Source organism: Parapedobacter sp. 2B3 (genome assembly GCF_041925275.1).
Lineage (GTDB): Bacteria > Bacteroidota > Bacteroidia > Sphingobacteriales > Sphingobacteriaceae > Parapedobacter > Parapedobacter pyrenivorans_A.
On the sequence record NZ_JBHEUZ010000010.1, the window covers coordinates 59,898 to 84,433 of the forward strand.

A 24,536-nucleotide genomic window follows, 5' to 3' on the forward strand; every position below is an offset into this window, starting at 1 on the left:
TGCCCATGAACCTTTTATGATCAATAAATATGCACAACATGATTAAGTTAATCTCTTCCTTGGCGCTGCCATTGTTCGTTTTGTTTCTGGCCCCACTAACGGCAAGGCCACTTCCGATACCGAAGACAGACAGCTTGCGGCTGGCCGACCCGCTGCCGATGGATACAAGCGTGCTACGCGGCAAATTGCCCAACGGGTTCGTTTACTATATACGGCATAATGAGGAACCCAAAGACCGGGTGGTCATGTATTTAGGCACCAAGGTGGGTTCAATACTGGAAGCCGAGGAGGAACTGGGATTAGCCCATTTCCTTGAGCACATGCAATTCAATGGCACCAAGAACTTCCCCAAGAACGAGCTGGTGGATTACCTGCAGCGGGCGGGCGTCCGCTTTGGTTCGGACCTGAATGCTTATACTTCTTTTGACGAAACGGTGTATCAGCTCCCCATCCCTTCGGACGATCCTGAATTGCTCAAAAGCGGTCTACAAGTGATGCGTGATTGGGCACAGGATGCCCTCCTCGATGAGGAGGAGATTGATAAGGAACGCGGGGTGGTGCTCAACGAGTTGCTTGGCGGGAGGGGAGCCCAGCAACGCATGCGCGATCAGTACTTCCCGATGATTTTGAACGATTCGCGCTATGCACAACGGCTGCCCATCGGCACACGCGAACGGATTGAGGGATTCGGGTACGAGACGTTGCGCAATTTCCATCGCAACTGGTACCGCCCCAACCTCCAGGCATTGATTATTGTGGGCGACGTGGATGTGGCCGATATGGAACAACGTGTGAAGGCACTGTTCGCTGATCTGGAGAATCCGGTCGCTGCACCCGAAAGGACGGCATATAGCATCCCATTGACGGGAAAGAACCAATTTATGGCGGTGACCGATGCCGAAATGCCGCAAACGGTGGTGCAGGTGATTGTGAAACATCCCGAAGCAGCGGTAAAAACCATCGCCGACTATCGCATGCAACTTGCGAAAGCGCTGTTCAACCAGATGGCAGGAGCCCGTTTTGCGGAGCTGACCCGCCAATCTGACCCCCCGTTTATCCAGGGCGGCGGGAGCATCGGTGGATTTTTACGCGGATTGGATGCGTTTACGATGTATTATGCAGCAAAGCCGAATGAAATGCAACGTGGTTTTGAAGCGGTGGTGACCGAATTTGAACGTATAAAACGCCACGGTTTTACCGCCACCGAGCTGGAACGGGCCAAGGGCAATTTCCTGACAAGCGTGGAGTCAGCGTACGCCGAACGTGACAAACGGCAGTCGGAAAGTTACGTGACCACCTACTTAAATCATTTCCTAGAAGGGGAGAGTGCGCTGAGCAACGAAGACCGTTACCGATTGGGCAAATCACTCATCGGCACGATTACGCTCAGCGACGTGAATGCATTGGCTAGCCAGTACTATACCGACTCGAACCGCGACATACTGATCATGGCACCGGAAAAAGATCGCGACAGCCTGCCCGATGAACAGACAGTGGATGGCTGGCTTGCCGCGGTAAAGGCGTCAGACATCGCTCCATATGACGATAACGTACAGGATGAGCCACTGCTAGGGGACCTGCGGCAGCCGGGAACGGTGATCGAGCGGCGGGAACGGCCGGACCTTGGCACGGTTGAACTTACCTTGAGCAATGGCGTACATGTTGTTGTTAAACCTACTGATTTCAAGAATGATGAGATACGGATTACGGCCTTCAGTCCGGGCGGAACTTCTCTATATGACGACGCGGACTTCCTTTCGGCGGCCTATGCAGCCAGTGTGATAGGTGGCAGCGGCCTCGGATCGTATGACGCTACGCAACTAACCAAGCACCTCAGTGGCAAAAAGGTATCCGTTAGCCCCTATATCGGTGAACGAACGGAAGGGTTCAACGCGACCAGCGGGAGGAAGGACCTGCAAACCGCCTTTGAGCTTATTTATGCCTATTTCACCGTGCCCCGCTTGGATATGGAGGTTTTTGAGGGGTATATGCAACGGATAAAAGCCTCATTGGCCAATCGGCTGGACGATCCCAATGCGGTATTTTCCGATACCATCAACGCAATCCTGTACAACCACAACATCCGCCGAACGAGCATGACGGTAGACCAGGTGGACCGCGTTGATCCGCAGCGCGCGTATGCCATCTATCGGGAGCGTTTTGCGGATGCTTCTGACTTTACCGTCACCATCGTGGGTAGCTTCACAGAAGACGAACTGATGCCTCTGGTACTGCAGTACCTTGGCGGCTTGCCTGCGGCGGATAGGAAAGAAGAAGCTCCCGACCTTGGCATATACCCCCCTGAAAAAGGATTGGAGCGCACGGTATACCGGGGCAAAGAGCAAAAATCAAGCGTGCGGTTATACTATTTTGGCGACTATGATTATTCGGAAATGGAAAACATGCAGCTCGATGCGTTGGAAAGCATCCTGAACATCAAATTGATCGAACGCCTACGCGAGGCTGAGAGCGGTGTCTACGGGGTATCGGCAAGCGCATCGTACGCCAAATATCCACGCTATCGGTACTCCTTCAGCGTGGCATACGGCACTAGTCCGGATAAAGTGGAACCCCTAATGGCTTCCGTATTTGACGAAATAGACAAAATCAAGCAGCATGGTCCGGCACAAGTGGATATTGAGAAATTTGTGAGCGAGCAGAAGCGCCAGCTGGAAGTGCAGCTGCGCGAAAATGGTTTTTGGCTCGGCCACCTATCGGGGGCTTACCAGCGTGATGAAGACCCGGCATACATACTGACATACCTTGATGAGCTGAACAAGGTGACGCCCGAAAGCGTGAAAGCCGTAGCGAACAAATACCTTGTGGAAGAGCGGCTTTTCAAGTTTGTGCTGATGCCCGAAACTCCATAAGATGGCTGTGAACACAAAGCGCCCCGATATCGGTATCGGGGCGCTTTTTTATGTCCGTTGAGGCCTCTGATTAGCCTAAATAGGATTTCAAAATCCTACTGCGCGATGTATGGCGCAGCCGCTGCAATGCTTTGTCTTTGATCTGGCGTACGCGCTCGCGGGTGAGATTGAACTTCTCGCCGATTTCTTCCAACGACAATTGGTGATTGGAGCCCAATCCGAAAAACAACACGATGATTTCGCGTTCGCGCTCGGTAAGCGTGGCCAACGACCGTTTGATTTCTTCGGAAAGCGATTCATCAATCAGCGAACTATCTGTATCGGGATCGCTGTTTTCGAGTACATCCAATAACGTGTTTTCCTCGCCTTGGACAAACGGTGCATCCATGGAAACATGGCGACCCGAATTACTTAGCGTGTCGGAAACCTTATCTACGGTCGTCTCCAGGATGTCTGCCAATTCTTCAGGTGAAGGTTCCCGTTCGTATTCCTGCTCCAATTTGGAGAATGCTTTGCTGATTTTACTTAATGAACCTACCTGATTCAATGGAAGGCGCACGATGCGTGATTGCTCGGCGATGGCCTGCAGAATGGATTGCCGTATCCACCAAACCGCGTACGAGATGAACTTGAAACCTTTGGTTTCATCAAAACGTTTGGCAGCCTTAATCAATCCAAGGTTTCCCTCGTTGATCAAGTCGCCCAATGTAAGCCCCTGGTTTTGGTATTGCTTGGCTACGGAAACGACAAACCGCAGGTTTGTCTTTGTCAACCGTTCCAAAGCTGCTTGATCGCCCTCACGGATTTTCTGTGCGAGGACCACCTCTTCTTCGGCCGTAATTAAGTCGACTTTACCAATCTCGTGCAGGTATTTGTCTAACGACTGCGACTCACGATTGGTAATGGATTGTGTAATTTTGAGCTGTCTCATTTAATCTATTAAGTACCTTCCTTTCTAAAAAGAGTGCAAAAATACGGTTTTTCTAATCATATAAACTGATTTTTTCGGAAAAAGTTGTCTGATTTAGAGGAAATTATCCGATTTTTTTACAATCGAGTTTACCTCAAAAAGCGTTCCAAAATGAATAGCGGACGTATAGGTGTCAGTACCAGATACACCTACATAATTTACTCATAGACAGCTTGATATGCCGATATCGGGTGATTTTAAGGCCATACCGCCTGTCCGATTATGAAACAATTGTGACAGAGGAAGGGCGGTATCCCCTTAAAAAATCGGCCGTATCCATTCGTTTTTTTCCCGCCAGTTGGAGCTCTTCGATATGGATATAACCGTCTATACAGGCAACTTTCAGCAAGGATACACCGTCCGTGAGGTAGGTGCCGGGTGGGTGTGCTACCGCGGCTTTTTCGGGGGCAGCTTTAAAAATCTTTAGGGTGTGGCCATCCAATTCGGTGTGGGCGCCGGGGTAGGGGCTAAGGCCCCGGATTAAGTTGTGCACACTAGCTACCGGCTCATGCCATTCGATCAAGCAATCTTCCTTGAAAATCTTAGGTGCATGCTTCAATGCACCGGCGGTTGCCAGGTTTTGCTGGGGGACAGGCTCGGCCGTACCGTTGGCGATAGCATGGACGGTTTTGACGAGGAGCTGGGCGCCTACGGTCATTAAGCGGTCGTGCAGGTCACCCGCGGTATCGTTAGGGCCGATGCCTACCGCCTCGGTGAAGAGGATGTGGCCTGTATCGATTTCATGCTGAAGCAAAAATGTGGTTACGCCGCTCTCGGTCTCGCCATTGATGACGGCATGGTTGATCGGCGCAGCCCCGCGATATTGGGGCAGGAGGGAGGCGTGTAAGTTGACTGTGCCCTGCGCAGGCATGTTCCACACTACCTCGGGCAGCATCCTAAATGCTACCACGACCTGTAGGTCTGCGCGGAATGCCCGGAGCTGGGCGAGGAAGTCGGCGTCGCGCAGCTTTTCGGGTTGCAATACCGGTATCCGTTTGGAAAGGGCATATTGCTTTACGGCCGATTGCTGTAGCTTCCGGCCGCGGCCCGCTGGTTTGTCGGGTACAGTAACCACCGCCACGATGTCCTCGCCGGCGGCAAGCAGCGCGGCAAGTGAAGCAACGGCAAACTCGGGTGTACCCATGAAAATAATGCGCATGTTATAATTCGTATTTCGTATTTCTAATCCCGTACCTTACCTTTGCAAAGGTACAAATTATATCGGGCGGCTTGAATTTTCCATATTTTTTAGCGAGGCGGATAGCGATTGATGGCAAACGGACCTTTTCGGGGCTGATTGTGCGGGTGGCTGTAGGCGCTATCGCATTGGGGATAGCGGCCATGATGCTTTCCATTGCGGTTTTGAAAGGTTTTAAAGGCGAGGTGACCGCCAAACAGCGTGGTTTTTTTGGCGATATTACCCTGAGTAACTACGACCTTAATTCCTCGTACGAGCCTGCACCTATTGAACTTACACCTGCCGAAATCAGTGAACTGCGGGCGGTGCCGGGGGTAACGGACGTGAGGCATTTTGCCACCAAAGCAGGCATCATCAACGTGAACAACGAGGTGGAGGGGGTACTGTTCAAAGGGATTGACAGTAGCTATAACCAGCGATTCTTGGCGGGTACGCTGGTAGCCGGGCTGCCCATAGATTTTGCGGATAGCGCGAAGGCGATAACCCAAGTACTCCTATCACAGCACACCGCAAATCGATTGCAACTCGCGGTGGGCGACGATTTCATCCTGTACTTTGTACAGTTGGAGGGCAGGCCACGGCCACGCAAATTCGAGATTGCCGGCATTTTCCATACCGGCGTGGAAGAACTGGACAATACGTATGTAGTCGGCGCACTTTCGCTGGTGAGGCGACTCAACAACTGGGAAACTGGCACCGTGGGCGGCTATGAAGTGGCTATCGACGACTTCGACAAGCTCGAAAGTATCACTGAGGTCGTACGGACACAGGTGCCTTTGACAGTCGACGCCATCAGCGTACGCGATCAACTGCCCGAGATTTTCCAATGGCTGGATCTGCTGGACGTCAATACCGTCATCATCTTGATATTGATGGTCGTGGTGGCGGTCGTCAACATGGTGTCTGCATTGCTCATCATCATCCTGGAACGCACCTCGATGATCGGTATATTGAAAGCACTGGGCTACGGCGAGGCCGGCATGCGGAAGGTGTTTTTATACCAAGCGGCGTACCTGATTGGACTGGGACTGCTACTGGGTAACCTTTTGGGGTACGGGCTTTATTGGTTTCAACGGGAAACCCATTATTTCAAGCTAGACGAAGCTTCTTACTATGTTTCTTACATACCGCTAGATATCAATCTGTTTGAAGTGATTTTGCTGAATGTGGGGATCGCGGGCATTGCATTGGCGGTATTGCTTATTCCATCGTATCTCATCGGCCGCATAAGCCCCATCAAGGCCATCCGATTTCAATAAACAGGCCTCTTAATCGCGATAAAGCGGCTAATTTTGTTATCTTTGAGCCTGTTTGATAATTCAAGAGAAACGGACACCTTAATATCACCTTATGGCTGGAAACATATCGGACAAGCTAAGTCATGCTTTTGACATACCGTTAAGTAACCCCGTGCTCATCTTCGCGCTTGTCCTATTCATTATCCTGCTGTCGCCCATTTTGTTGCGCCGGATTAAAATCCCCGGTATCATCGGTCTCATCCTTTCGGGGGTGGCGGTGGGCCCCCACGGGCTAAACCTGTTGGAAAAAAGTTCTGCGGTGGACTTGTTTTCCACCATCGGCTTGCTTTACATCATGTTTATCGCCGGACTGGAACTGGACATGAATGAATTCCGGAAAACACGCCACAAGAGCCTGGTGTTTGGCTTCTTTACGTTTGCCATCCCCATCGCCATCGGTTATCCGGTGTGCTACTATATCCTTGGATACGATGTGCTGGCCAGCGCCATGATTTCGAGTATGTTTGCCACGCATACGCTGGTAGCCTACCCCGTGGTGAACAGTTATGGGATATCCAAGAACGAAGCGGTGGCCATCACCATCGGAGGGACCATCCTCACGGATACCGCCGTGCTGATCATTTTAGCGGTTATCATCGGGGCTTCCCAGGGCCAATTGAACCAGGAATTCTGGGTAACCCTCGGTGTCTCTTTTGCTATTTTCCTATCAATCATGCTGGGTGTGGTGCCGCGGATTGCCAAATGGTTCTTCCAAAAGGTAGAAGGCGAAAAAACGGCACACTACATCTTCGTACTCACTGTCGTCTTTTTTGCAGCCTTTTTGGCCGAACTAGCCGGTTTGGAGCACATCATCGGCGCATTTGTGGCAGGTTTGGCACTGAATAAGCTGATTCCGCATTCATCGGCCCTCATGAACCGCATTGAGTTTATCGGAAACGCCATCTTCATTCCGTTTTTCCTAATCAGTGTGGGGATGATCGTAGACGTGAGCGTACTCCTCAACGGACCTGCGGCGTTGATTATCGCCGGTACGTTAACGGTAGTGGCGATTTTCAGTAAGTGGATAGCCGCATGGCTTACGCAATTGACGTACCGTTATTCTTCGGCCCAACGGCAGGTTATTTTTGGGCTCAGCGGTGCCCACGCTGCAGCTACCCTCGCTGTGATCATGGTAGGCTATCGCTACGGAATCATCGATGAAAACGTACTCAATGGAACCATTTTATTGATTCTAGTAACCTGCATCGTAGCAACCCTGGCTACGGAAGCAGCGTCGAAAAAGGTGGTTCTTGCCGGTGATCAGGATGAAGTGCCCAGCGAAAAATACACCGCCCGCGAGGAACAGCTGGTGCTGCCCATTGCCAATCTGAATAACATGGAGTCGCTGCTGGACTTTGCAACACTGATAAAAAGCAAACATTCCCCGCACCCCATTACCGTACTGACGGTGGTACCGAACAACGAAATGGCTGAACAAAACCTCAAAACAGCCCGCAAGAATCTCGATTCGACAGCGAAATATGCCTCGGGAAGTGAAATGGAAGTGAACATGATGGCTACCATTGACCACAACATCGCCAGCGGAATCAGCCGGGCGGCACGCGAAGTAGCGGCAGACGGTATCCTTTTAGGGTGGCCGAGCCGGCCGGGAATCATTGAGAAAATGGTGGGAGAAAAGACCGAAAGCATCCTCAACCAGACCGATACGAATCTCTTTATGTGCCATGTGGACAAGCCGCTGGTTCTGCAAAAACGGATCGTGGTTTTCTGCCCGCCATTGGTGGAGTCGGAGCTGGGCTTCGATTTTTGCACGGGAAAGGTATTACGCCTTTCGCAGGAATTGACCACGCCAATCCTTTTTGTCTGTGATGTGCGCACCAAGCAAGCCATATCTTCGTATGTTGAGCGGAACAAGAATAGCACGCGGGTGTTGTACGCCCAACATAGCGAGTGGGACGATTTGGCAACTTTACGTAATTTGGTGAAAGATAATGACCTCGTTGTATTCATATCTGCGAGGCAGGGAGAAGTTTCATACCGCCATTCTTTTGATGGCATACCGAAAAAGCTCGGTAAAGTATATGCAGACCACAACCGGGTGCTCGTGTTTCCGAGCAGGCGCGCGATATATTCACTTGATGAGTACGAAGACGTGGCAACCGCGCCGATTTTGCGCCGTATCGGCCGGGGCATAGGCAATATATTTACGAAAGATAAACAAAGCTGATCTATGGCGACAACCCTTATAACCAAGTTGGCTGATGGAACTCTTGACGTTCCAGACCAGGTAGCTATCCCTTTCGTTATCGGCGACGGGATCGGTCCCGATATATGGCGTGCTTCCGTGCGGGTGTTTGATGCCGCCGTTGAAAAGGCCTATAAAGGGAAACGGAAAATCCACTGGAAAGAAGTACTGGCGGGCGAAAAGGCATTCCAAGAGACAGGCGAGTGGCTACCAGCGGAAACGCTGGCCTCTTTCAGGGAGCACCTGGTGGGCATAAAGGGTCCGTTGACCACGCCGATAGGGGGTGGCATACGGTCACTCAACGTAGCTATACGCAAGGCGCTCGATCTCTATGTGTGCCAACGGCCTACTCGCTGGTTCAAGGGGGTACCCTCGCCGGTGAAACATCCCGAACAGGTTGACATGGTTATTTTCAGGGAAAATACCGAAGACATCTATACGGGTATCGAGTTTCCGGCCGAGTCTCCCGAAGGGAAGCGCGTGAGGGAGTTCCTTACGCGTGACATGGCTATCGACTTTGATTTTACGGACGATACCGCCATCGGTATCAAAACGGTATCTGAGCAGGGTTCGAAACGGTTGATCCGGGCGGCCATTGAACACGCCATCCTCCATGGGCTGCCGTCTGTAACGTTGGTGCATAAGGGAAACATCATGAAGTATACGGAGGGTGCGTTCAAAAGCTGGGGGTATGATTTGGCTGAAACGGAATTTAGCGGCACAACCTACACATGGCGGCAATGGGAACGAAAGAAAGCGGCAGCCGGTGAACAGGCAGCAAACGAAGAGATGGCCACCGCAGAGGCAGGGGGCAGCGTCATCGTCAAGGACGTGATCGCCGATAATTTCTTGCAGCAGATCCTATTGAATCCGAAAGATTATTCGGTTATTGCCACGCTCAACCTGAACGGTGATTACATATCCGATGCATTGGCTGCGATTGTTGGCGGTATCGGCATTGCTCCGGGCGCCAATATCAATTACCAAACGGGGCACGCCGTGTTTGAGGCGACGCACGGCACCGCGCCACGTTTTGCGGATACGGACACCATGAATCCGTCGTCCGTGATCCTGAGCGGTGTGATGCTCTTCGAATACATCGGCTGGGATGAAGCCGCCAAGCTTATTGTGGCGGCCCTACAGCAAACGATATTGGATGGCACGGTGACGGTTGATTTCTTTAATCAGATGACCGATGGGAAATTATTGAAAACAAGTGAATTTGGTTCGGCAATCATCGATAAAATAAAATCGGGTTTTGACCGTTCGATATACAAATAAATAGAAACGTAACTTTTTAATCGGTTATTCCATGGCCAATATTCTTTTGGTAGAAGACGATACCACCTTCGCCACGATACTCGAAAACTTTTTGAAAAAGAAAGGATTTGATGTGGTAGTGAAATACAGCGTGAAAGGTGGGATTGAAGCGCTCAGGACCCAAGACTTCCAATTGATATTGTTGGATTATCGACTAGGCGATGGTATCGGTTTGGAAGTGGTCGATGCGCTTCGTGCACAGGGCAAAGTGATTCCATCCGTCATCATGACGAGTTTCAACGATGTCCGTACTGCGGTGAATGCCATACGACAGGGTGTGTTTGATTATATCACCAAACCGGTGAATCCCGATGAATTGCTGATGGTGGTCAACGAAGCGCTTGAAGGGAAATCGGCCCATAAAGCAAATGCGACGGTAAAGGTGCGCAAAGAAACCGCTGCACCCCTTTTGGACTTTGTGGAAGGTGCCAGTACAGCGGCCCGCAAACTCCACGAATATATTGCCTTGGTAGCGCCTACCGATATGTCCGTACTGATACGCGGTGAAAGCGGCACCGGCAAGGAATATGTAGCGCGAGCCATCCACCAGAAGAGCAAGCGGGCGGGCAAGCCCTTTGTATCGATCGACTGCGGAACGCTGTCTAAGGAACTTGCATCAAGCGAGCTCTTCGGCCATGTGAAGGGCTCGTTTACAGGTGCATTGAACGACAAGACGGGTCAGTTTGAAGAGGCGACCGGGGGTACGTTGTTTCTTGACGAGATTGGCAATCTCTCCTATGATGTGCAGGTGAAATTGCTGCGTGCGCTACAGGAACAGGTTATACAGCCTGTGGGCGCAAACAAAACCATCAACGTGGACGTGCGCGTGATTGCTGCGACCAATGAGGACCTGCTGGGCTCCGGAAAATTCAGGGAAGACCTTTACCACCGTATCAATGAGTTTGAGATCATCGTGCCCGCGCTTCGTGACCGGCGGGGGGACTTCCAGCAATTCGTCGATTTCTTTGTGAGGAAAGCCAATGAAGAGCTGGGAAGGGGTGTGGAAGAGCTAGCCGATGAAGTCAAGGATATTTTCAACGCGTACGACTGGCCCGGTAACCTACGGGAACTGAAAAATGTGATTAAACGCATGGTACTCCTATCGCCCGGCACGAAGGCCGAAGCGTCGGCCCTACCCGAGGAAATGGTATATGCGATAAAAAAGCCGGCTGAAAATACAGGGGCGGTACCGTCGGCAGACAACCCGGACCTTCGGCTGCATAGCGAGGCGCATGAACGGAAACTGATTATGGATGTACTGCAGAAAGCCAAGTACAACAAAAGCAAGGCTGCGCAGATGCTCAACATTGATCGGAAAACGCTCTACAACAAGATGGAAAAATACGGAATTGAATGAAGTTGTTTTCCTACTCAACCGACAACGAATATCGCCTAGGGGCACTGGTCGACGGGACCTGCTACGATTTGAACCGAGCCAATCCGCTACTTGCCGACAGTATGTCGGACTTGCTGGATGGGGGCGAGAACGCGATGGAGTTGGCCCGCCGAACGGTATCCTGCATAAAAAATGGAAGTTTGCCGACGGCGCCGCTGACAGCACCTAAGTTTGTTGCGCCGGTACCCAAACCATCTTCCTGCCGGGATGCATATGCATTTCGGCAGCATGTGGAAACCGCACGCCGGAACAGGGGTGTACCGATGATACCCGAGTTCGACGATTTTCCGGTATTCTATTTCACTAACCACCGCGCTATTGTGGGGCCGGGTGACGTCTATTGCATGCCGGCCCACTTGGAGGAACTTGATTTTGAACTTGAGGTGGCCGTAGTGCTTAACAGGCGCGGGCGGAATATCAAAGCCGCTGACGCGGACCGACACATCGGCGGGTATATGATCATGAACGACTGGAGTGCCCGGCAACTGCAAATGGAAGAAATGAAATTGAGCCTGGGACCCGCGAAAGGAAAAGATTTTGCCACGGCCATGGGCCCTTATTTGGTTACGCCGGACGAGTTAATCCCTTACAAGGTCGATCCGAAGGCGGGCCATGTAGGAGACGCGTTTAATTTGGAAATGACCTGCGCTGTAAACGGTATCCGTGTATCAACAGGTAATTTGGCCGATATGCACTGGACGTTTGCTGAAATCATCGAACGCGTATCATACGGTGTGGATGTGTTTCCGGGTGACATCATTGGCTCGGGCACCGTAGGGACAGGCTGTTTCCTGGAACTGAATGGAACGGGGAAGCGGGAAGATCCACTGTATGAATCCCAATGGTTGAAGCCGGGCGACACGGTGGAAATGGAAGTGACCGGATTGGGATGTTTGGTGAATACCGTAAGGTTGGAAAATGCGTCTTAGTTTCATAGCTTTGGGAACTGACTTTTCAGTTTCCCATTAGTGAAAGACACCCATGACGAGAACCATCGATCCACATACCCACCCGCAGTTTGACAACTTGTTGAAACTTGCCATTGCACCACGACCGATTTGTTTTGCCAGCACCGTAGACAAATCTGGCCAGATAAATCTAAGCCCCTTCAGCTATTTCAACCTCGTGTCTCATCGCCCGCCGATCTGTGTGTTTTCACCGCTGCGCCGCATGCGCGATGGCAGCACGAAGCATACGCTGGAGAACATCCGCGAAGTACCGGAGGTGGTGATCAACATCGTCAGCTACGGCATGGTCCAGCAGCAATCGCTGGCAAGCACCGAATATCCGAAAGGGGTGAACGAATTTGCCAAATCGGGCTTCACGCCGCTTGCTGCCGAACTAGTGGCTCCGCCACGTGTGGCGGAATCGCCTGTACAATTGGAATGCAGGGTTCAACAAGTGATCGAGCTGTCCGATATACCCGGTGCCGGAAACCTTGTGCTGGCCGAAGTGGTGCGCATGCACGTGCGGGAAGCACTATTGGATGATGATGATCGGATAGACCAAGCAGCACTCGATTTGGTTGCCCGTCTTGGTGGCGACTGGTATTGCCGTGTTACGGCTGCCAACTTGTTCGAAGTAGCCAAACCACTGAGGAGCCGCGGAATCGGGGTGGACCAATTGCCCCAAGATATCCGCTTGTCGCCCGTGCTCACGGGTAATCACTTGGGACAATTGGGCAATGTAGAAGTGCTCCCAACAGAAGACGAGGTGGACGTACTGCGGGCCGATCCGGAAATGAGGGAGCTATTGGATGCATTTATCGGCGATAAGGCTACGCTCCAGATCCACCTCCACCGAAAGGCTGCCAAGCTGCTCGACGCTGGTGACGTAACAAATGCGTGGAAAACGTTGTTGATGATTTAACAAGCGGCAATTATCTTTGAATTATTCGCAATAGATTATTGGAATTATTGAATGAATTTCAATAATTAATTCCTATTTTTGCGGCAAATTAAATGGGTACACCTCTCAGATTAAATAATATGAAGCATAATTTTGGAGCGGGGCCGTGCATACTGCCCCAAGAAGTTTTTCAGGAAGCCGCCCAAGCCGTATTGAACTTCAATGATACGGGGTTGTCTATTTTGGAAATATCGCATCGCAGCAAAGAATTTGAGGCGGTGATGACGGAAGCCGAACAATTGGTGCGGGAATTGCTTTCCGTACCGCAAGGATATGCCGTCATTTTCTTGCAAGGTGGGGCCAGCACGCAGTTTGCCCAAGTTCCAATGAACCTGTTGCCCGAAGGTGGTAAGGCTGCCTACCTCGATACCGGGACGTGGTCTAGCAAAGCTATTAAGGAAGCAAGGAAATTTGGAGAAGTAGCGGTAGTGGCCTCCTCAGCGGATGCCAATTACAACTATGTTCCCAAAACCTACGAAGTACCTTCTGACGCGGCATACTTACATTATACCAGCAACAATACGATTTTCGGCACAGAAGTCTTTGAAACACCCAAGAGTGGCATCCCCTTGGTGTCTGATATGTCATCCGACATTTTGAGCCGCGACATCCAGGTGGGTGACTATGGCCTTATCTATGCGGGCCTGCAGAAAAATGTGGGGCCGGCCGGTGCCGCAGTTGTGATAGTTAAGGAAGAATTATTGGGAAAAACGGGGCGGACGTTACCGACCATTTTTGACTACTACTCGCACATCAATGCGGGGTCTATGTACAATACACCCCCGGTATTTGCTATCTACGTGGCGATGCTTAACCTCCGGTGGTTGAAGAACAAGGGGGGGGTACGGGTAATCGAGCAGGAAAATATCATCAAAGCACGTACGCTGTATGACGAGATTGACCGGAACCCATTGTTTAAGGGAACTGCCGAGCCAGCCGACCGTTCCCGAATGAACGTGACCTTTGTGACAGAAGACAAGGCCCATGAGAGCGCTTTCCTCGACTTGGCCAAGGAGCGGGGTTTGGTAGGGCTGAAAGGACACCGGAGCGTCGGTGGGTTCAGGGCGTCGATTTACAATGCGTTGAGCATTACAGGTGTAAATGCACTGGTAGACACCATGCAGGAATTTGAAGAGAAAAACAAATAATCAACTATCGATTCATAACATGAAGATATTAGCAAATGACGGTATAGATCCTTTGGGCAAACAGTTGCTCGAAGACGCGGGATTTATAGTGGACACCACCCATATACCCCAGGCAGAGCTTGCGGAGAAACTACCGGCATACGATGCCATCACGGTACGCAGTGCCACCAAAGTGCGCCAGGAGCTGATTGATGGATGCCCAAATTTGAAGTTAATCGGAAGGGGTGGGGTAGGGATGGACAACATCGATGTGGAATATGCACGCGCCAAGGGCATCGCGGTGGTGAATACACCTGCGGCGTCGTCATTATCCGTTGCGGAATTGGTCTTTGCACACCTGTTGGGCGGTGTCCGTTTTCTTTACGACTCGCAACGGAAAATGCCTGTTGAAGGCGACACGAATTTCGGTGCGCTCAAAAAAGCCTACGCCAAAGGAGTAGAGCTGCGCGGTAAAACACTGGGCATTATCGGTATCGGACGGATTGGACGGGAAACGGCCAAAGTAGGTTTGGGCCTCGGCATGGATGTCATTGTGAGCGACTTGTTCGAAGCACCCAAAAGTCTTCCCTTGGCGCTTTCCGGGGGGATTACCGTGGACGTACCCATCAAACAGGTCGAAACCGAGGAACTGCTCCGGCAGGCGGACTTTATTTCCGTACACGTGCCTTTTACGGACAAGCCGATTATCGGCAAAGCGGAATTTGAGCTACTGAAGCCCGGAGTCGGGCTAGTGAACGCTTCCCGAGGAGGTGTAATTGAAGAACTCCCACTTCTTGAAGCATTGAATAGTGGCAAAGTTGCATTTGCGGGATTGGATGTATATGACAACGAGCCCACACCACGCAAGGAGTTGCTTACCCACCCGAAGGTATCACTTACACCACATATCGGGGCGGCTACCGGCGAAGCACAGGAGCGAATCGGCGAAGAATTAGCCCAGCTTATTATTGAATACCTCAAAAAATAAGTTCGGTATTTTTTATAATGCATAAAGGGCTGTTTAGCTATCTTTGAGACGTAATTTTTCCGTCTTTGTCCGATTATGGCAAATGATACACACCGAAAGTGGTACCGTGTTTCCATGTATGGATATGGATGATTCAAGAAGATAAATACCATCGATGAAAATATTAAAGTTCGGGGGAACATCCGTGGGAAGTGCGGAGCGGATAAAGGGATTGTTGGATATCATCAACCCCCAAAATCGTCAGATCATCGTATTGTCGGCCGTGGCTGGTACGACCAATGCGTTGGTGGAGATATCACAGGCTTACACAGCAGGCGACAAGGAGAAGGCAACGGCGCTCATCAATGCATTATATGATAGCTACCGAAAGCTGATTGCGGAACTTTTTTCGTCGGACGAGGGGCGCCGGAATGGCCACGAGTTGATCGATTATCATTTCAACCTGATCGCGTCTTTTTCAAACCAGTTGTTCACGCCGGTAGAAGAGAAGATCATCCTCGCGCAAGGGGAATTGATATCCACCACGTTGTTCCATTTCCATTTGACGGAATTGGGTATACGGTCGAAGTTGTTGCCGGCGCTCGATTTCATGAAAATAGACGAGGACAACGAGCCGAAAATTGATTTCATAAGGGAGCAATTGAATGAATTGCTCCTTCAATCAAACGACCACAACCTATTTATCACCCAAGGATTTATATGTCGAAATGCTTTCGGTGAGATTGATAACCTACGGAGGGGTGGCAGTGACTATACAGCATCGCTCATCGGTGCCGCCATCGGTGCGGACGAAATCCAGATATGGACGGATATCGATGGCATGCACAACAACGACCCTCGGATCGTGAAAGGCACCGAGCCAATTGCTTATATGAGCTTTGATGAGGCTGCAGAGCTTGCTTATTTTGGTGCCAAGATTCTGCACCCGCAAAGTGTTTTCCCTGCACAGCGATTCAATGTGCCGGTGCGATTGCTGAATACCATGGCCCCCAACGCACCGGGTACGTTGATTAACAAGGATGGTGCGGCAAAGGGCATCGTGCGCTCCATTGCCGCAAAAGATGGCATCACCGCCATCCGTATCCATTCGTCGCGAATGCTGTTGGCCTATGGTTTTTTACGGAGGGTTTTTGAGGTGTTTGAGCGCTATAAGACCCCGATAGACATGATCACAACATCTGAGGTAGCAGTATCGCTGACCATAGACGATACGAAATACCTACCTGAAATCGAACAGGAACTCCGTGATTTCGGTACCGTCGAGATAGATTGCGACCAAACAATCATCTGTGTGGTGGGTGACTTCGGCTGGGATACACATGGCTATGCGTCGCGCGTGTTGGACGCCGTTAAGCACATCCCTGTGCGGATGATTTCGTATGGAGGAAGCAATTATAACATTTCTTTATTATTGCAGACGGAGTACAAGGTCGAGTCTCTTCGATCACTGCATAATAGGCTTTTCTAATAAATAAGTAAGTGACCGATATGATGTTTGACCCCAGCCGTGTTAACGCATTTGCTCAACGGGAAACACCTTTCTATTACTATGACATGGACCTATTGGAGCGAACGCTGGCAGCGGCCCGCAAATCTGCCGATACACTGGGTTTCCATGTACACTATGCACTGAAAGCCAATTTCAACGATCGCGTGCTGGGTTCCATACGGGATACCGGGTTTGGCGCAGATTGCGTAAGTGGTAATGAGGTACGGCGGGCCATTGAAGCCGGATTCGACCCCGATAAAATTGTCTTCGCGGGAGTAGGCAAGTCTGACAAAGAGATCACTTATGCGTTGAGCGAGGACATCTTTGCTTTCAACGTTGAATCGATACAAGAGCTTGAGGTTATCGACGCGCTTGCGGGTGCACTTGAAAAAAGGGCCCGCGTAGCGCTACGTATCAATCCGAATGTCGATGCGCATACCCACCAGTATATCACGACCGGCCTGGACGAGAACAAATTTGGCATTGCCCATTGGGAATTGGCAGAAGCCATGGAAACATTACGGGGGTGCCCGCACATTGAGTTGGTGGGCATCCATTTCCATGTGGGATCTCAAATTACAGACCTTAATGTATTCAAGAGCCTATGCGTGAAAGCCAACGAATTGAATAACTGGTTCGACGAACGCGGAATCCGGCTAAAAGTGCTCAACGTAGGTGGTGGCCTGGGGGTAGATTATTACGAACCGGATAAACAATCCATACCGGATTTCCATGCCTATTTTTCTGTTTTCGACGAGTTTTTGGAGCGGAAGCCCGGGCAAGAGGTTCACTTTGAGCTAGGCAGGGCACTGGTATCGCAATGCGGGAGTTTAGTTTCACGTGTACTGTACGTGAAAAATGGCATCAAAAAGAACTTTCTTATCATCGACGCGGGAATGACCGAGCTGATGCGGCCGGCTTTGTATCAGGCTTACCACCGAATAGAGAACCTCACCGCAGATACGGGCACATACGGCGATGACACCAAACATTACGATGTGGTCGGGCCTATCTGCGAGAGCAGCGATTGCTTTGGCAAGGAAGTGCTGCTTCCGCTGACCCGCCGGGGCGACCTCATCGCCATCCGTACAGCGGGAGCCTATGGCGAGGTAATGGCATCACGGTATAACCTCCGCGAGGAAATACGGTATGTATACAGCGACCAACCATGAATGGGAGGGAGACACCACCAGCCCCTCCCTCATCACGAAAGCGAATGAACAATCTGGGTTTAACTGTTATTGATCAGCGAAAGCATCTCGGCCGTATTGCGTACCGCTAATTTATGGAGGATGTTTTTTCGGTGGGTCATGACGGTATGTACCGATAGGAAAAGCTTGTCAGCTATTTCGTTGTTAGTAAGCCCATTGCTTACCAAAGCGATGATTTCCAGTTCGCGTGGCGAAAGCTTGAACTTATTTAAGAATTTATCGTCAAAAAGCTTGCTGGGCTCGTTGGCCATCGTGGTATGGTCGTAATCGTAATGGTTGTTGCCGTTGTGGATACGTTTGATGGTATCGATGAGGTGCTGGGCGTCCGAGTCTTTGTGTAGATACCCATGGATGTCCAATTCACGGCATTTGGCGTAGACGTTTTCATCGGCGTACATGCTCAATACAACGATTTTGCAGGGAATCCGATCGTTCTTGATGATACGGATTGTGTCGGGACCATCCAATATCGGCATATTTAGGTCGACCAGGACCAAATCAACCGTATGGGCTCGCAGATACTCAACAAGTTCCCGGCCGTTGTTGCATATCTTTACAATGGACAGATCGGCATCCGATTGCAAAATCGAAGCGATGCCTTCGGACATCAGCTTGTGATCATCTGCTATGGCAATAGTTATCATCGGTTATCCAGTAATAGGTAATCATTCGTTCGGAATACGCAACAAAACTTCGGTCCCGTCGCCGGGGGAAGATGTGATCTCGATACATCCTCCAATAAGTTTAACCCGGTCGTAAATATTGATAAGCCCGGACCCCATAGACGTTGAATCTGATTCGAATCCTATACCGTCATCGGTAATAGACAACGCGCAGCCGCCCTTTTGAGCCACTAACTTAACAAATATATGTTTAGCATCCGCATGTTTTAAGATATTGTTGATGCATTCCTGAAATATTCGGCTAATCATGAGCCGGTCATGGATGGAAGCCGGCTCACAAAACCCTTCGTTTCTGAACGACACCTTCACAACACCCGCTTTATAGACCTTGTTGAGCTCTTGTTCAATAAAGTCGCTGAGCGAATATTGTTCCACCCGGTTGATATTGAGGTCATGTGATAGAAGCCGTATGTCTTTGATCGCTTGGTCGATCAACTGTTTTACATCGGTCTGCCCCTGGGTGTCTGGACGGGAGAGGTAAAGCTTAATCAAAGAGAGTACTTGGCCCACGTTGTCATGAAGCTCCTGCCCGACATACTTAAGTGTTTCCTCGCGTATCTCTACCTTGGCTTTCAATACCGCTTGTTCATACTGGGCAATCAGCTGTTGCTGCTCCCTGATGGCTCTTATTTTGCGCTTCTGATAAATAATAACCATAAGGAACATAAATACACCGATCAATGCGAGCATCAAGCTGCCGAATAGAACAGCGATCGCTATTTCGATGTTTGTCGTTTCTATGGAGTTTCCCACAATTCAATAGTTTGGGTCGGTTAGCTAAACCTCCTTGCCAGGCGGTTTATGCAACAGTATACCGGCAATATACATGGAATACAATATAAAGGCAAATACACGTAGCATCACAGATCCGAAGTAAACATCGTTGACTACGAAATAGGTCCAGAAAATGATGGTAAGCGTACTACTCAAGTAGAAGAAGAATATCCCGGTAACAATCCAGAAAGCCACATTCCGAGCTGGATTGGTGTCATACCTGCGATCGGATTTGATAATCTCATGGAAATATAATAGGGCGAAAACTACCAGGGACACAGACATCGTGGTACGGGGATAGGTCATTAGGAAGGAAATGTCTTGAATAAACAACAAATCCACAAAGAAAAACAGCAGGTTCAACACGGTACCAACAACAACCACCTTCTGTTTAATAGGATGCTTGATCAAACCATGGAACAAAGCGCCGAAATACAGGATGTTTATGGGCAGTACGCAGTTGAATATAAAATGATTGGAAGCATGGTCGGTAAAAACAAAGGAATATAGGGAGGCGAACAGTTGATAGAGAAATTGGAATAGGAGAAAATAAGGAAATAGTTTCAATACAGGTAAGCCAAGGTTACGGCGGTGGTAAAAGCCGATTATTGCCCCCAATAGGACCAGACCCAATAAAACGATGGTAACACTATTCATAGGTTGATGTTTTTGTCGGCGTTGACAATCTCAAACGATCCGCTACACCCGCATATGTATGGTGGAGCGCTGCGGAGTCGTTATAGAAAGGGGTATTCCGTCATAACAATTGGCCTTTGGGCTGCGGGGGGGGACATAAATCCAATTCGTCTGCAGGCAGCCCTGCTCGTGACGGAGCGATGGGTAAAACTACCGGACCAATCTTCCCTTTGCGCATCGTTGGGATTGGTTTTGGCATATTCAGGCAATCCACGCTGTTTTCCATCGTCGGGTTATCTGGATCAACAGAACGTGTGGCGACCATGACGGCGGTATGTGCTTTTTTATGTTCGCGTTTCTTCAATTCGAAGCCCGGATAATCATCCGCTATGGCGTAGTAGAAGCGAATACCGTCGGCCTTATTGATCTTCAATAGTTCGAGGAGTGCTTCTTTGCTGACCCAGAAAGACCGGGGCTCTTCGACATTTTTTCCAAGTTCTTTGCTGCGCTTCCTTGCGGCGGGTCCACGTCGTTGCTTATCATACGCATTGACCATCTGCTGTGCCAATTCAACGGGGATGAGATTCAATTTGCTTTTCTTTTGATTGTTTGCGTCTTTCATCATCGGTTTTTTTAAGAAACTAATTATTAGTACGTTACAAACATCGCGAAAAATAGGGGTAACGCCAATACACCAAAATAGGTATTTTTATCAAGCGTTGCCCATCTCAAAGACACTGTCGATTTTCCAATGCGCCGTATCTTGCGACGCTTGCACCGCCAGGCGGTCGCAACGTTCGTTTTCCGGATGGCCCGCGTGCCCTTTAACCCACACAAACCGGACGTTATGCAGCTTATAGACCGTCAAGAAACGCATCCAAAGATCGCTGTTCTTCTTGCCGGCAAACCCTTTCCGTACCCATCCATGTACCCATCCTTTTTCTACTGCATCAACAACATATTTTGAATCGGAATAGACGGTGACGTTTTGATTTAGCTTTTTGAGTGCTTCCAAGCCTTTGATTACTGCCATCAGTTCCATTCGATTGTTCGTTGTCTTACGGAATCCTTCGGATAGCTCCTTATAGTGGGGCCCCGACCGCAGGATGGTGCCGTAGCCGCCTGGACCCGGATTGCCACTGGATGCCCCATCTGTATACAGTTCGATCATATTGGCCCAAAGATAATTCATTCGTGCCGGAATCGTTGAGTAGATCCGACAGAAATCACTTAATTGGAAGGTGCAACTGCGTATTATCGACCGCTGGTGGCCTAATATTCGTGTCTCTTGTATGCCTCGATGAAGCCCTTCCGCATGTCATCAAAACGTGCGGAGACCGATTTGGTAAATTCGGCATCGACCAATTGGAATAATCCGTCAACCCCCCCCGTCACATCGGCTTCGGCGATTTTATATACCTGTTCGAGTGTCGCCTGTTCAAACTTGACAATGAACTTCTGGTTCATTGCAAAGATGGTGATTTTAAAATCAGGGTGGGGGAGTTCTGCGATTGTTCTCATGTCGTGATATCAAACATATCCCTGGGCTTTCATCGCGGTAGCCACTTTCAAGAAACCGCCGATATTGGCACCTTTCATGTAATTGATCACACCGTTTTTATCTTTGCCGTAATGTACGCAAGTATCGTGAATCTCTTGCATAATTTTCTTGAGCCTGCTATCTACTTTATCGGCAGTCCATTGTTGCCCAATCCGATTCTGCGACATTTCAAGGCCGGAAACCGCCACGCCGCCCGCATTGGCTGCTTTGCCGGGCGCATAGAGTATTTTCGCCTTCATTATGGCCTTTACAGCCTGTTCCGTACAGGGCATATTCGCACCTTCGGCAATACACATGCAGCCATTTTTCAGCAGTTGGCGTACATCTTGCTCGTCGAGCTCATTCTGCGTAGCGCAGGGGAGGGCTATATCGCACGCAAATTGCCAGGGCTTTTTGCCGGCATGGTATTCTGCAGGGAAGCGGTCCGTATAATCTTTCAGGTTGCGCTTAAGCGAGTTTACATAATCAAGTTTTTCCTGCGAAAAGCCATGTTCATCATAGATGACGCCGTTGCTGTTGGATACGGTAATCACCTTTGCACCCAGCGAAATGGCTTTAAGGGCAGCATAATAAGCCACATTCCCAGCCCCCGATATCGCTACGCTTTTGCCTTTTAGCGAGTCCTGCATTTCATACAACATACGCTCTACGAAGTAGAGTAAACCAAAACCAGTCGCTTCCGGACGGATGAAACTACCTCCCCAAGCAGGGCCTTTACCGGTCAATACACCGGTGAAATTATTCTGGATACGTTTGTATTGTCCGAATAGGTAACCTATTTCGCGTTCACCGACGCCGATATCTCCAGCGGGAACATCGGTATCCGCCCCAATGTGGCGATAAAGCTCGGTCATGAAGCTCTGGCAAAAACGCATGATCTCGCTGTCGGATTTATCACGTGGATCAAAGTCGGCACCGCCTTTGCCAGCACCCAGCGGGAGTCCTGTCAGGCTATTTTTAAATGTTTGCTCAAACGCGAGAAACTTCAATACACTGAGGTTGACGGTCGGGGAAAATCGCAAGCCACCTTTATACGGGCCCAATGCACTATTCATTTGGACACGATAGCCTCGGTTGATCTGTACCTTGTTTGAATCATCCAGCCAGACCACGCGGAAAGAAACGGTCCGCTCGGGTTCCGTTATACGCTCGAAAAGTTTGCAATCAATCAACTCGGCGGTATGTTTCTCGATATACGGGATGACGTCTTCAGCAACTTCCCGGACGGCTTGAAGATATTCTGGCTGATTCGGGTTGCGTGCCGTGACATAATCAACGAACGATTCAAAGTAGTTTGTCATATTAAAGTATAATATAATTTTATGAAGGAGGCGAATTTAACGAAAATATAATGAAAGCCATGATTATTTATGAATTTATAATACAGATTTCGCAATTTATTAAAATAATGTCAAAAAAATGATACATTAGATGTGGGAAAACAACAAGCGGTATCGGATATAATCCATTTATCAGAGAAACCCGCATTTTCAATGCCTTTATTAATCTCTATAATTTGCGTTATGTTAAATAGTAAATCAGGGTTCCCTCTAAGGATTAGCTTAGGGAAATGGAACAAAAGGTATTTACTAAAACATCGTTGCCAATCCGCCGAGGTAAAAACCACGCTACCCTGCGGTTGTTGCGCTGTCTAAGGCGCGCTAAGATAACCTACAATACGTATGGTGATAAAGTCACCCTTGGCGGTGATTTCCCATCCAATTTCATCATTACCGGCAAAGATACGTATTACTGTGTCCTCCTCACGCCCTCGTTATTGACCATGCATCTGTTTTGCAATTACTCCACGCGTATCCTATTTACCAAGCTATACCAAAAAGACCTGTTAACGAAGTACCAGCTAAACACTGTGCTTCCATTCTGTGACTGAAAGTCAGGCGATTGTTTTTTTGACGTACGACGTTAATGGTGCCACGTCAAACCATTACTTAAAATAAAGCCCTGTAAGCGGCTTTTAATCGTCGTCGGCGCAATACCCGTCAATGGCGATAAAGTCGCTTAGAAACGAAATTCAGTAAAAATAACTATGAAAGGGCGTAAAAACGACTATAGCATGACGTTCTATGACGGTGAAATAAGGCGCTTGTTTATGCAATACGTGCATAACACCGATACCGCCATCAGGTGGGTAGATGCCCAAAATATCCGTTGGTCCCATGCCATGGTATACGATCGTAGGACACGGGCGAAAATTGCCCGGATAGTCCGCTAACCTAAAACATCTCTCGAATGATTAAAGAATCGATTACGCAGGTGGGCGTTTCCACCGCCAGTACCACGGGTGTGCTGACCACGGTCACGCAGGACCCGTCTGTACAAAACGTTATGGTTGCCCTCCTTTCATCTGTGGTCATACAGGTGATTTTGCGGGTATCGGATTACTTCCAGCGCAAGCGGGCCGATAGGGCCGCGGCTGAACTTATGCGCAAGGAATTGGAAAAACAGAAATTATTTGAACTTATAGACAATGAAAATGGCAGAAAACCTCAAAGCGAAAGCGCAACGCTATAAAGAACTTTATAAAGACGCGCAACCCGGTGACGTTGTGGAAATCGGCGAACTGAAATTGAAACGCACCATTATCGGCAATCCAGCAAATATGATGGTTATGTTAAGTCAGGATATGCTACGGGCATTGACCATCAATTCCATGGTTGCCGGATTGACACCGGATGAATATGTCCGCATGCTGATTTCTGAGGACATCAAATTGCATTCATCATGATTCGCGATGTGCCCCCCCCCTACTGTCCAAAACCGTTTTTCGCTAGGCGAAACGGTTTTTTGGCGCGGCAAGCGCTGGAAGGTAACGAGGATTCAATACAATCTGTTCGGTGGTATCGATTACCGATTGGGACGCTCGCGTGTCCTCGTTCCGGA

The 24,536-nt window shown here is 49.6% G+C and carries 24 protein-coding genes; 15 read left to right on the top strand and 9 right to left on the bottom strand.

All coding sequences use genetic code 11. The features are described 5' to 3' along the window. Positions 1-38: 38 nt before the first annotated feature. Positions 39-2,870: a M16 family metallopeptidase gene (locus ACEVG1_RS12455; protein ID WP_374744005.1), complete on the top strand. Its 2,832-nt coding sequence runs from the start codon at positions 39-41 to the stop codon at positions 2,868-2,870. Between the two features lie 70 nt (positions 2,871-2,940). On the opposite strand, the gene ACEVG1_RS12460 is transcribed toward ACEVG1_RS12455, so the two are convergent. After that, a complete protein-coding gene (locus ACEVG1_RS12460) occupies positions 2,941-3,801 on the bottom strand; it encodes an RNA polymerase sigma factor RpoD/SigA (RefSeq protein WP_374744006.1) in 861 nt (286 codons plus the stop codon). A gap of 259 nt (positions 3,802-4,060) precedes the next feature. Then, entirely contained in the window at positions 4,061-4,999 is a 939-nt protein-coding gene (gene fmt, locus ACEVG1_RS12465; protein WP_374744007.1) for a methionyl-tRNA formyltransferase, read from the bottom strand. A 71-nt stretch (positions 5,000-5,070) separates the two neighbouring features. On the opposite strand from fmt, the gene ACEVG1_RS12470 reads away from it, so the two are divergent. The 10 genes from ACEVG1_RS12470 to lysA all read left to right on the top strand — a co-directional run bounded on the left by ACEVG1_RS12470 (position 5,071) and on the right by lysA (position 17,942). Then, on the top strand, positions 5,071-6,297 hold the full coding sequence (locus ACEVG1_RS12470; RefSeq protein WP_374744008.1) for an ABC transporter permease: 1,227 nt from the start codon (positions 5,071-5,073) through the stop codon (positions 6,295-6,297). Positions 6,298-6,388: 91 nt separating this feature from the next. Further along, entirely contained in the window at positions 6,389-8,524 is a 2,136-nt protein-coding gene (locus ACEVG1_RS12475) for a cation:proton antiporter (RefSeq protein ID WP_374744009.1), read from the top strand. A gap of 3 nt (positions 8,525-8,527) precedes the next feature. Continuing rightward, entirely contained in the window at positions 8,528-9,823 is a 1,296-nt protein-coding gene (icd, locus tag ACEVG1_RS12480; RefSeq protein WP_374744010.1) for an NADP-dependent isocitrate dehydrogenase, read from the top strand. Positions 9,824-9,854: 31 nt separating this feature from the next. After that, complete coding sequence (locus ACEVG1_RS12485) at positions 9,855-11,219, top strand: sigma-54-dependent transcriptional regulator (RefSeq protein ID WP_374744011.1); 1,365 nt, start codon at positions 9,855-9,857, stop codon at positions 11,217-11,219. Then, a complete protein-coding gene (locus ACEVG1_RS12490; RefSeq protein ID WP_374744012.1) occupies positions 11,216-12,187 on the top strand; it encodes a fumarylacetoacetate hydrolase family protein in 972 nt (323 codons plus the stop codon). Before ACEVG1_RS12485 ends, ACEVG1_RS12490 begins: the two co-directional genes overlap by 4 nt. A 52-nt stretch (positions 12,188-12,239) precedes the next feature. Next, on the top strand, positions 12,240-13,127 hold the full coding sequence (locus ACEVG1_RS12495; RefSeq protein WP_374744013.1) for a flavin reductase family protein: 888 nt from the start codon (positions 12,240-12,242) through the stop codon (positions 13,125-13,127). Positions 13,128-13,246: 119 nt separating this feature from the next. Beyond that, entirely contained in the window at positions 13,247-14,314 is a 1,068-nt protein-coding gene (gene serC / locus ACEVG1_RS12500) for a 3-phosphoserine/phosphohydroxythreonine transaminase (RefSeq protein ID WP_374744014.1), read from the top strand. Positions 14,315-14,333: 19 nt separating this feature from the next. After that, on the top strand, positions 14,334-15,281 hold the full coding sequence (locus ACEVG1_RS12505) for a D-2-hydroxyacid dehydrogenase (RefSeq protein WP_374744015.1): 948 nt from the start codon (positions 14,334-14,336) through the stop codon (positions 15,279-15,281). Positions 15,282-15,435: 154 nt separating this feature from the next. After that, positions 15,436-16,749, top strand: a complete 1,314-nt coding sequence (locus ACEVG1_RS12510) for an aspartate kinase (protein ID WP_374744016.1) — start codon at positions 15,436-15,438, stop codon at positions 16,747-16,749. Between the two features lie 23 nt (positions 16,750-16,772). Beyond that, positions 16,773-17,942 (top strand): diaminopimelate decarboxylase, encoded by a 1,170-nt coding sequence (gene lysA, locus ACEVG1_RS12515; RefSeq protein ID WP_374744162.1) that lies wholly within the window; start codon positions 16,773-16,775, stop codon positions 17,940-17,942. A gap of 59 nt (positions 17,943-18,001) precedes the next feature. On the opposite strand, the gene ACEVG1_RS12520 is transcribed toward lysA, so the two are convergent. From ACEVG1_RS12520 to gdhA, 7 genes are all read right to left on the bottom strand, one after another. Beyond that, positions 18,002-18,625: a response regulator gene (locus ACEVG1_RS12520; protein ID WP_374744017.1), complete on the bottom strand. Its 624-nt coding sequence runs from the start codon at positions 18,623-18,625 to the stop codon at positions 18,002-18,004. 21 nt (positions 18,626-18,646) lie between these two features. Then, the gene (locus ACEVG1_RS12525; RefSeq protein ID WP_374744018.1) at positions 18,647-19,417 is read right to left on the bottom strand and encodes a sensor histidine kinase; all 771 of its coding nucleotides are present in this window, start codon (positions 19,415-19,417) and stop codon (positions 18,647-18,649) included. 24 nt (positions 19,418-19,441) lie between these two features. Then, positions 19,442-20,095, bottom strand: a complete 654-nt coding sequence (locus ACEVG1_RS12530) for a hypothetical protein (protein ID WP_374744019.1) — start codon at positions 20,093-20,095, stop codon at positions 19,442-19,444. A 100-nt stretch (positions 20,096-20,195) separates the two neighbouring features. Further along, positions 20,196-20,699 (bottom strand): hypothetical protein, encoded by a 504-nt coding sequence (locus tag ACEVG1_RS12535; RefSeq protein WP_374744020.1) that lies wholly within the window; start codon positions 20,697-20,699, stop codon positions 20,196-20,198. An 87-nt stretch (positions 20,700-20,786) separates the two neighbouring features. Beyond that, on the bottom strand, positions 20,787-21,245 hold the full coding sequence (rnhA, locus tag ACEVG1_RS12540; protein WP_374744163.1) for a ribonuclease HI: 459 nt from the start codon (positions 21,243-21,245) through the stop codon (positions 20,787-20,789). A 101-nt stretch (positions 21,246-21,346) separates the two neighbouring features. Continuing rightward, entirely contained in the window at positions 21,347-21,595 is a 249-nt protein-coding gene (locus ACEVG1_RS12545) for a hypothetical protein (RefSeq protein WP_374744021.1), read from the bottom strand. A gap of 9 nt (positions 21,596-21,604) precedes the next feature. Next, on the bottom strand, positions 21,605-22,936 hold the full coding sequence (gene gdhA / locus ACEVG1_RS12550; protein ID WP_374744022.1) for an NADP-specific glutamate dehydrogenase: 1,332 nt from the start codon (positions 22,934-22,936) through the stop codon (positions 21,605-21,607). Between the two features lie 269 nt (positions 22,937-23,205). On the opposite strand from gdhA, the gene ACEVG1_RS12555 reads away from it, so the two are divergent. The 4 genes from ACEVG1_RS12555 (at position 23,206) to ACEVG1_RS12570 (ending at position 24,381) form a co-directional block, all read left to right on the top strand. Beyond that, positions 23,206-23,526, top strand: a complete 321-nt coding sequence (locus ACEVG1_RS12555; RefSeq protein WP_374744023.1) for a hypothetical protein — start codon at positions 23,206-23,208, stop codon at positions 23,524-23,526. Positions 23,527-23,682: 156 nt separating this feature from the next. Next, entirely contained in the window at positions 23,683-23,868 is a 186-nt protein-coding gene (locus tag ACEVG1_RS12560) for a hypothetical protein (protein ID WP_374744024.1), read from the top strand. Between the two features lie 17 nt (positions 23,869-23,885). Continuing rightward, positions 23,886-24,167 carry a hypothetical protein gene (locus tag ACEVG1_RS12565; RefSeq protein ID WP_374744025.1) on the top strand — a complete coding sequence of 94 codons (282 nt, stop codon included), beginning with the start codon at positions 23,886-23,888 and terminating at the stop codon, positions 24,165-24,167. Continuing rightward, complete coding sequence (locus ACEVG1_RS12570) at positions 24,130-24,381, top strand: hypothetical protein (RefSeq protein WP_374744026.1); 252 nt, start codon at positions 24,130-24,132, stop codon at positions 24,379-24,381. Before ACEVG1_RS12565 ends, ACEVG1_RS12570 begins: the two co-directional genes overlap by 38 nt. Positions 24,382-24,536 lie beyond the last annotated feature (155 nt).

What these genes read in the sequence shown, in the direction of transcription:
- ACEVG1_RS12565 (WP_374744025.1), top strand. Translation starts at nt 23,886, where the DNA reads ATGATTAAAGAATCGATTACGCAGGTGGGCGTTTCCACCGCCAGTACC.
- rnhA (WP_374744163.1), bottom strand. Translation starts at nt 21,245, where the DNA reads ATGATCGAACTGTATACAGATGGGGCATCCAGTGGCAATCCGGGTCCA.
- ACEVG1_RS12520 (WP_374744017.1), bottom strand. Translation starts at nt 18,625, where the DNA reads ATGATAACTATTGCCATAGCAGATGATCACAAGCTGATGTCCGAAGGC.
- gdhA (WP_374744022.1), bottom strand. Translation starts at nt 22,936, where the DNA reads ATGACAAACTACTTTGAATCGTTCGTTGATTATGTCACGGCACGCAAC.
- ACEVG1_RS12455 (WP_374744005.1), top strand. Translation starts at nt 39, where the DNA reads ATGATTAAGTTAATCTCTTCCTTGGCGCTGCCATTGTTCGTTTTGTTT.
- ACEVG1_RS12535 (WP_374744020.1), bottom strand. Translation starts at nt 20,699, where the DNA reads ATGATGAAAGACGCAAACAATCAAAAGAAAAGCAAATTGAATCTCATC.
- ACEVG1_RS12570 (WP_374744026.1), top strand. Translation starts at nt 24,130, where the DNA reads ATGGCAGAAAACCTCAAAGCGAAAGCGCAACGCTATAAAGAACTTTAT.
- ACEVG1_RS12495 (WP_374744013.1), top strand. Translation starts at nt 12,240, where the DNA reads ATGACGAGAACCATCGATCCACATACCCACCCGCAGTTTGACAACTTG.
- ACEVG1_RS12545 (WP_374744021.1), bottom strand. Translation starts at nt 21,595, where the DNA reads ATGAGAACAATCGCAGAACTCCCCCACCCTGATTTTAAAATCACCATC.
- ACEVG1_RS12505 (WP_374744015.1), top strand. Translation starts at nt 14,334, where the DNA reads ATGAAGATATTAGCAAATGACGGTATAGATCCTTTGGGCAAACAGTTG.
- ACEVG1_RS12475 (WP_374744009.1), top strand. Translation starts at nt 6,389, where the DNA reads ATGGCTGGAAACATATCGGACAAGCTAAGTCATGCTTTTGACATACCG.
- ACEVG1_RS12560 (WP_374744024.1), top strand. Translation starts at nt 23,683, where the DNA reads ATGAAAGGGCGTAAAAACGACTATAGCATGACGTTCTATGACGGTGAA.
- serC (WP_374744014.1), top strand. Translation starts at nt 13,247, where the DNA reads ATGAAGCATAATTTTGGAGCGGGGCCGTGCATACTGCCCCAAGAAGTT.
- icd (WP_374744010.1), top strand. Translation starts at nt 8,528, where the DNA reads ATGGCGACAACCCTTATAACCAAGTTGGCTGATGGAACTCTTGACGTT.
- ACEVG1_RS12490 (WP_374744012.1), top strand. Translation starts at nt 11,216, where the DNA reads ATGAAGTTGTTTTCCTACTCAACCGACAACGAATATCGCCTAGGGGCA.
- fmt (WP_374744007.1), bottom strand. Translation starts at nt 4,999, where the DNA reads ATGCGCATTATTTTCATGGGTACACCCGAGTTTGCCGTTGCTTCACTT.
- ACEVG1_RS12460 (WP_374744006.1), bottom strand. Translation starts at nt 3,801, where the DNA reads ATGAGACAGCTCAAAATTACACAATCCATTACCAATCGTGAGTCGCAG.
- lysA (WP_374744162.1), top strand. Translation starts at nt 16,773, where the DNA reads ATGTTTGACCCCAGCCGTGTTAACGCATTTGCTCAACGGGAAACACCT.
- ACEVG1_RS12485 (WP_374744011.1), top strand. Translation starts at nt 9,855, where the DNA reads ATGGCCAATATTCTTTTGGTAGAAGACGATACCACCTTCGCCACGATA.
- ACEVG1_RS12555 (WP_374744023.1), top strand. Translation starts at nt 23,206, where the DNA reads ATGGAACAAAAGGTATTTACTAAAACATCGTTGCCAATCCGCCGAGGT.
- ACEVG1_RS12530 (WP_374744019.1), bottom strand. Translation starts at nt 20,095, where the DNA reads ATGAATAGTGTTACCATCGTTTTATTGGGTCTGGTCCTATTGGGGGCA.
- ACEVG1_RS12510 (WP_374744016.1), top strand. Translation starts at nt 15,436, where the DNA reads ATGAAAATATTAAAGTTCGGGGGAACATCCGTGGGAAGTGCGGAGCGG.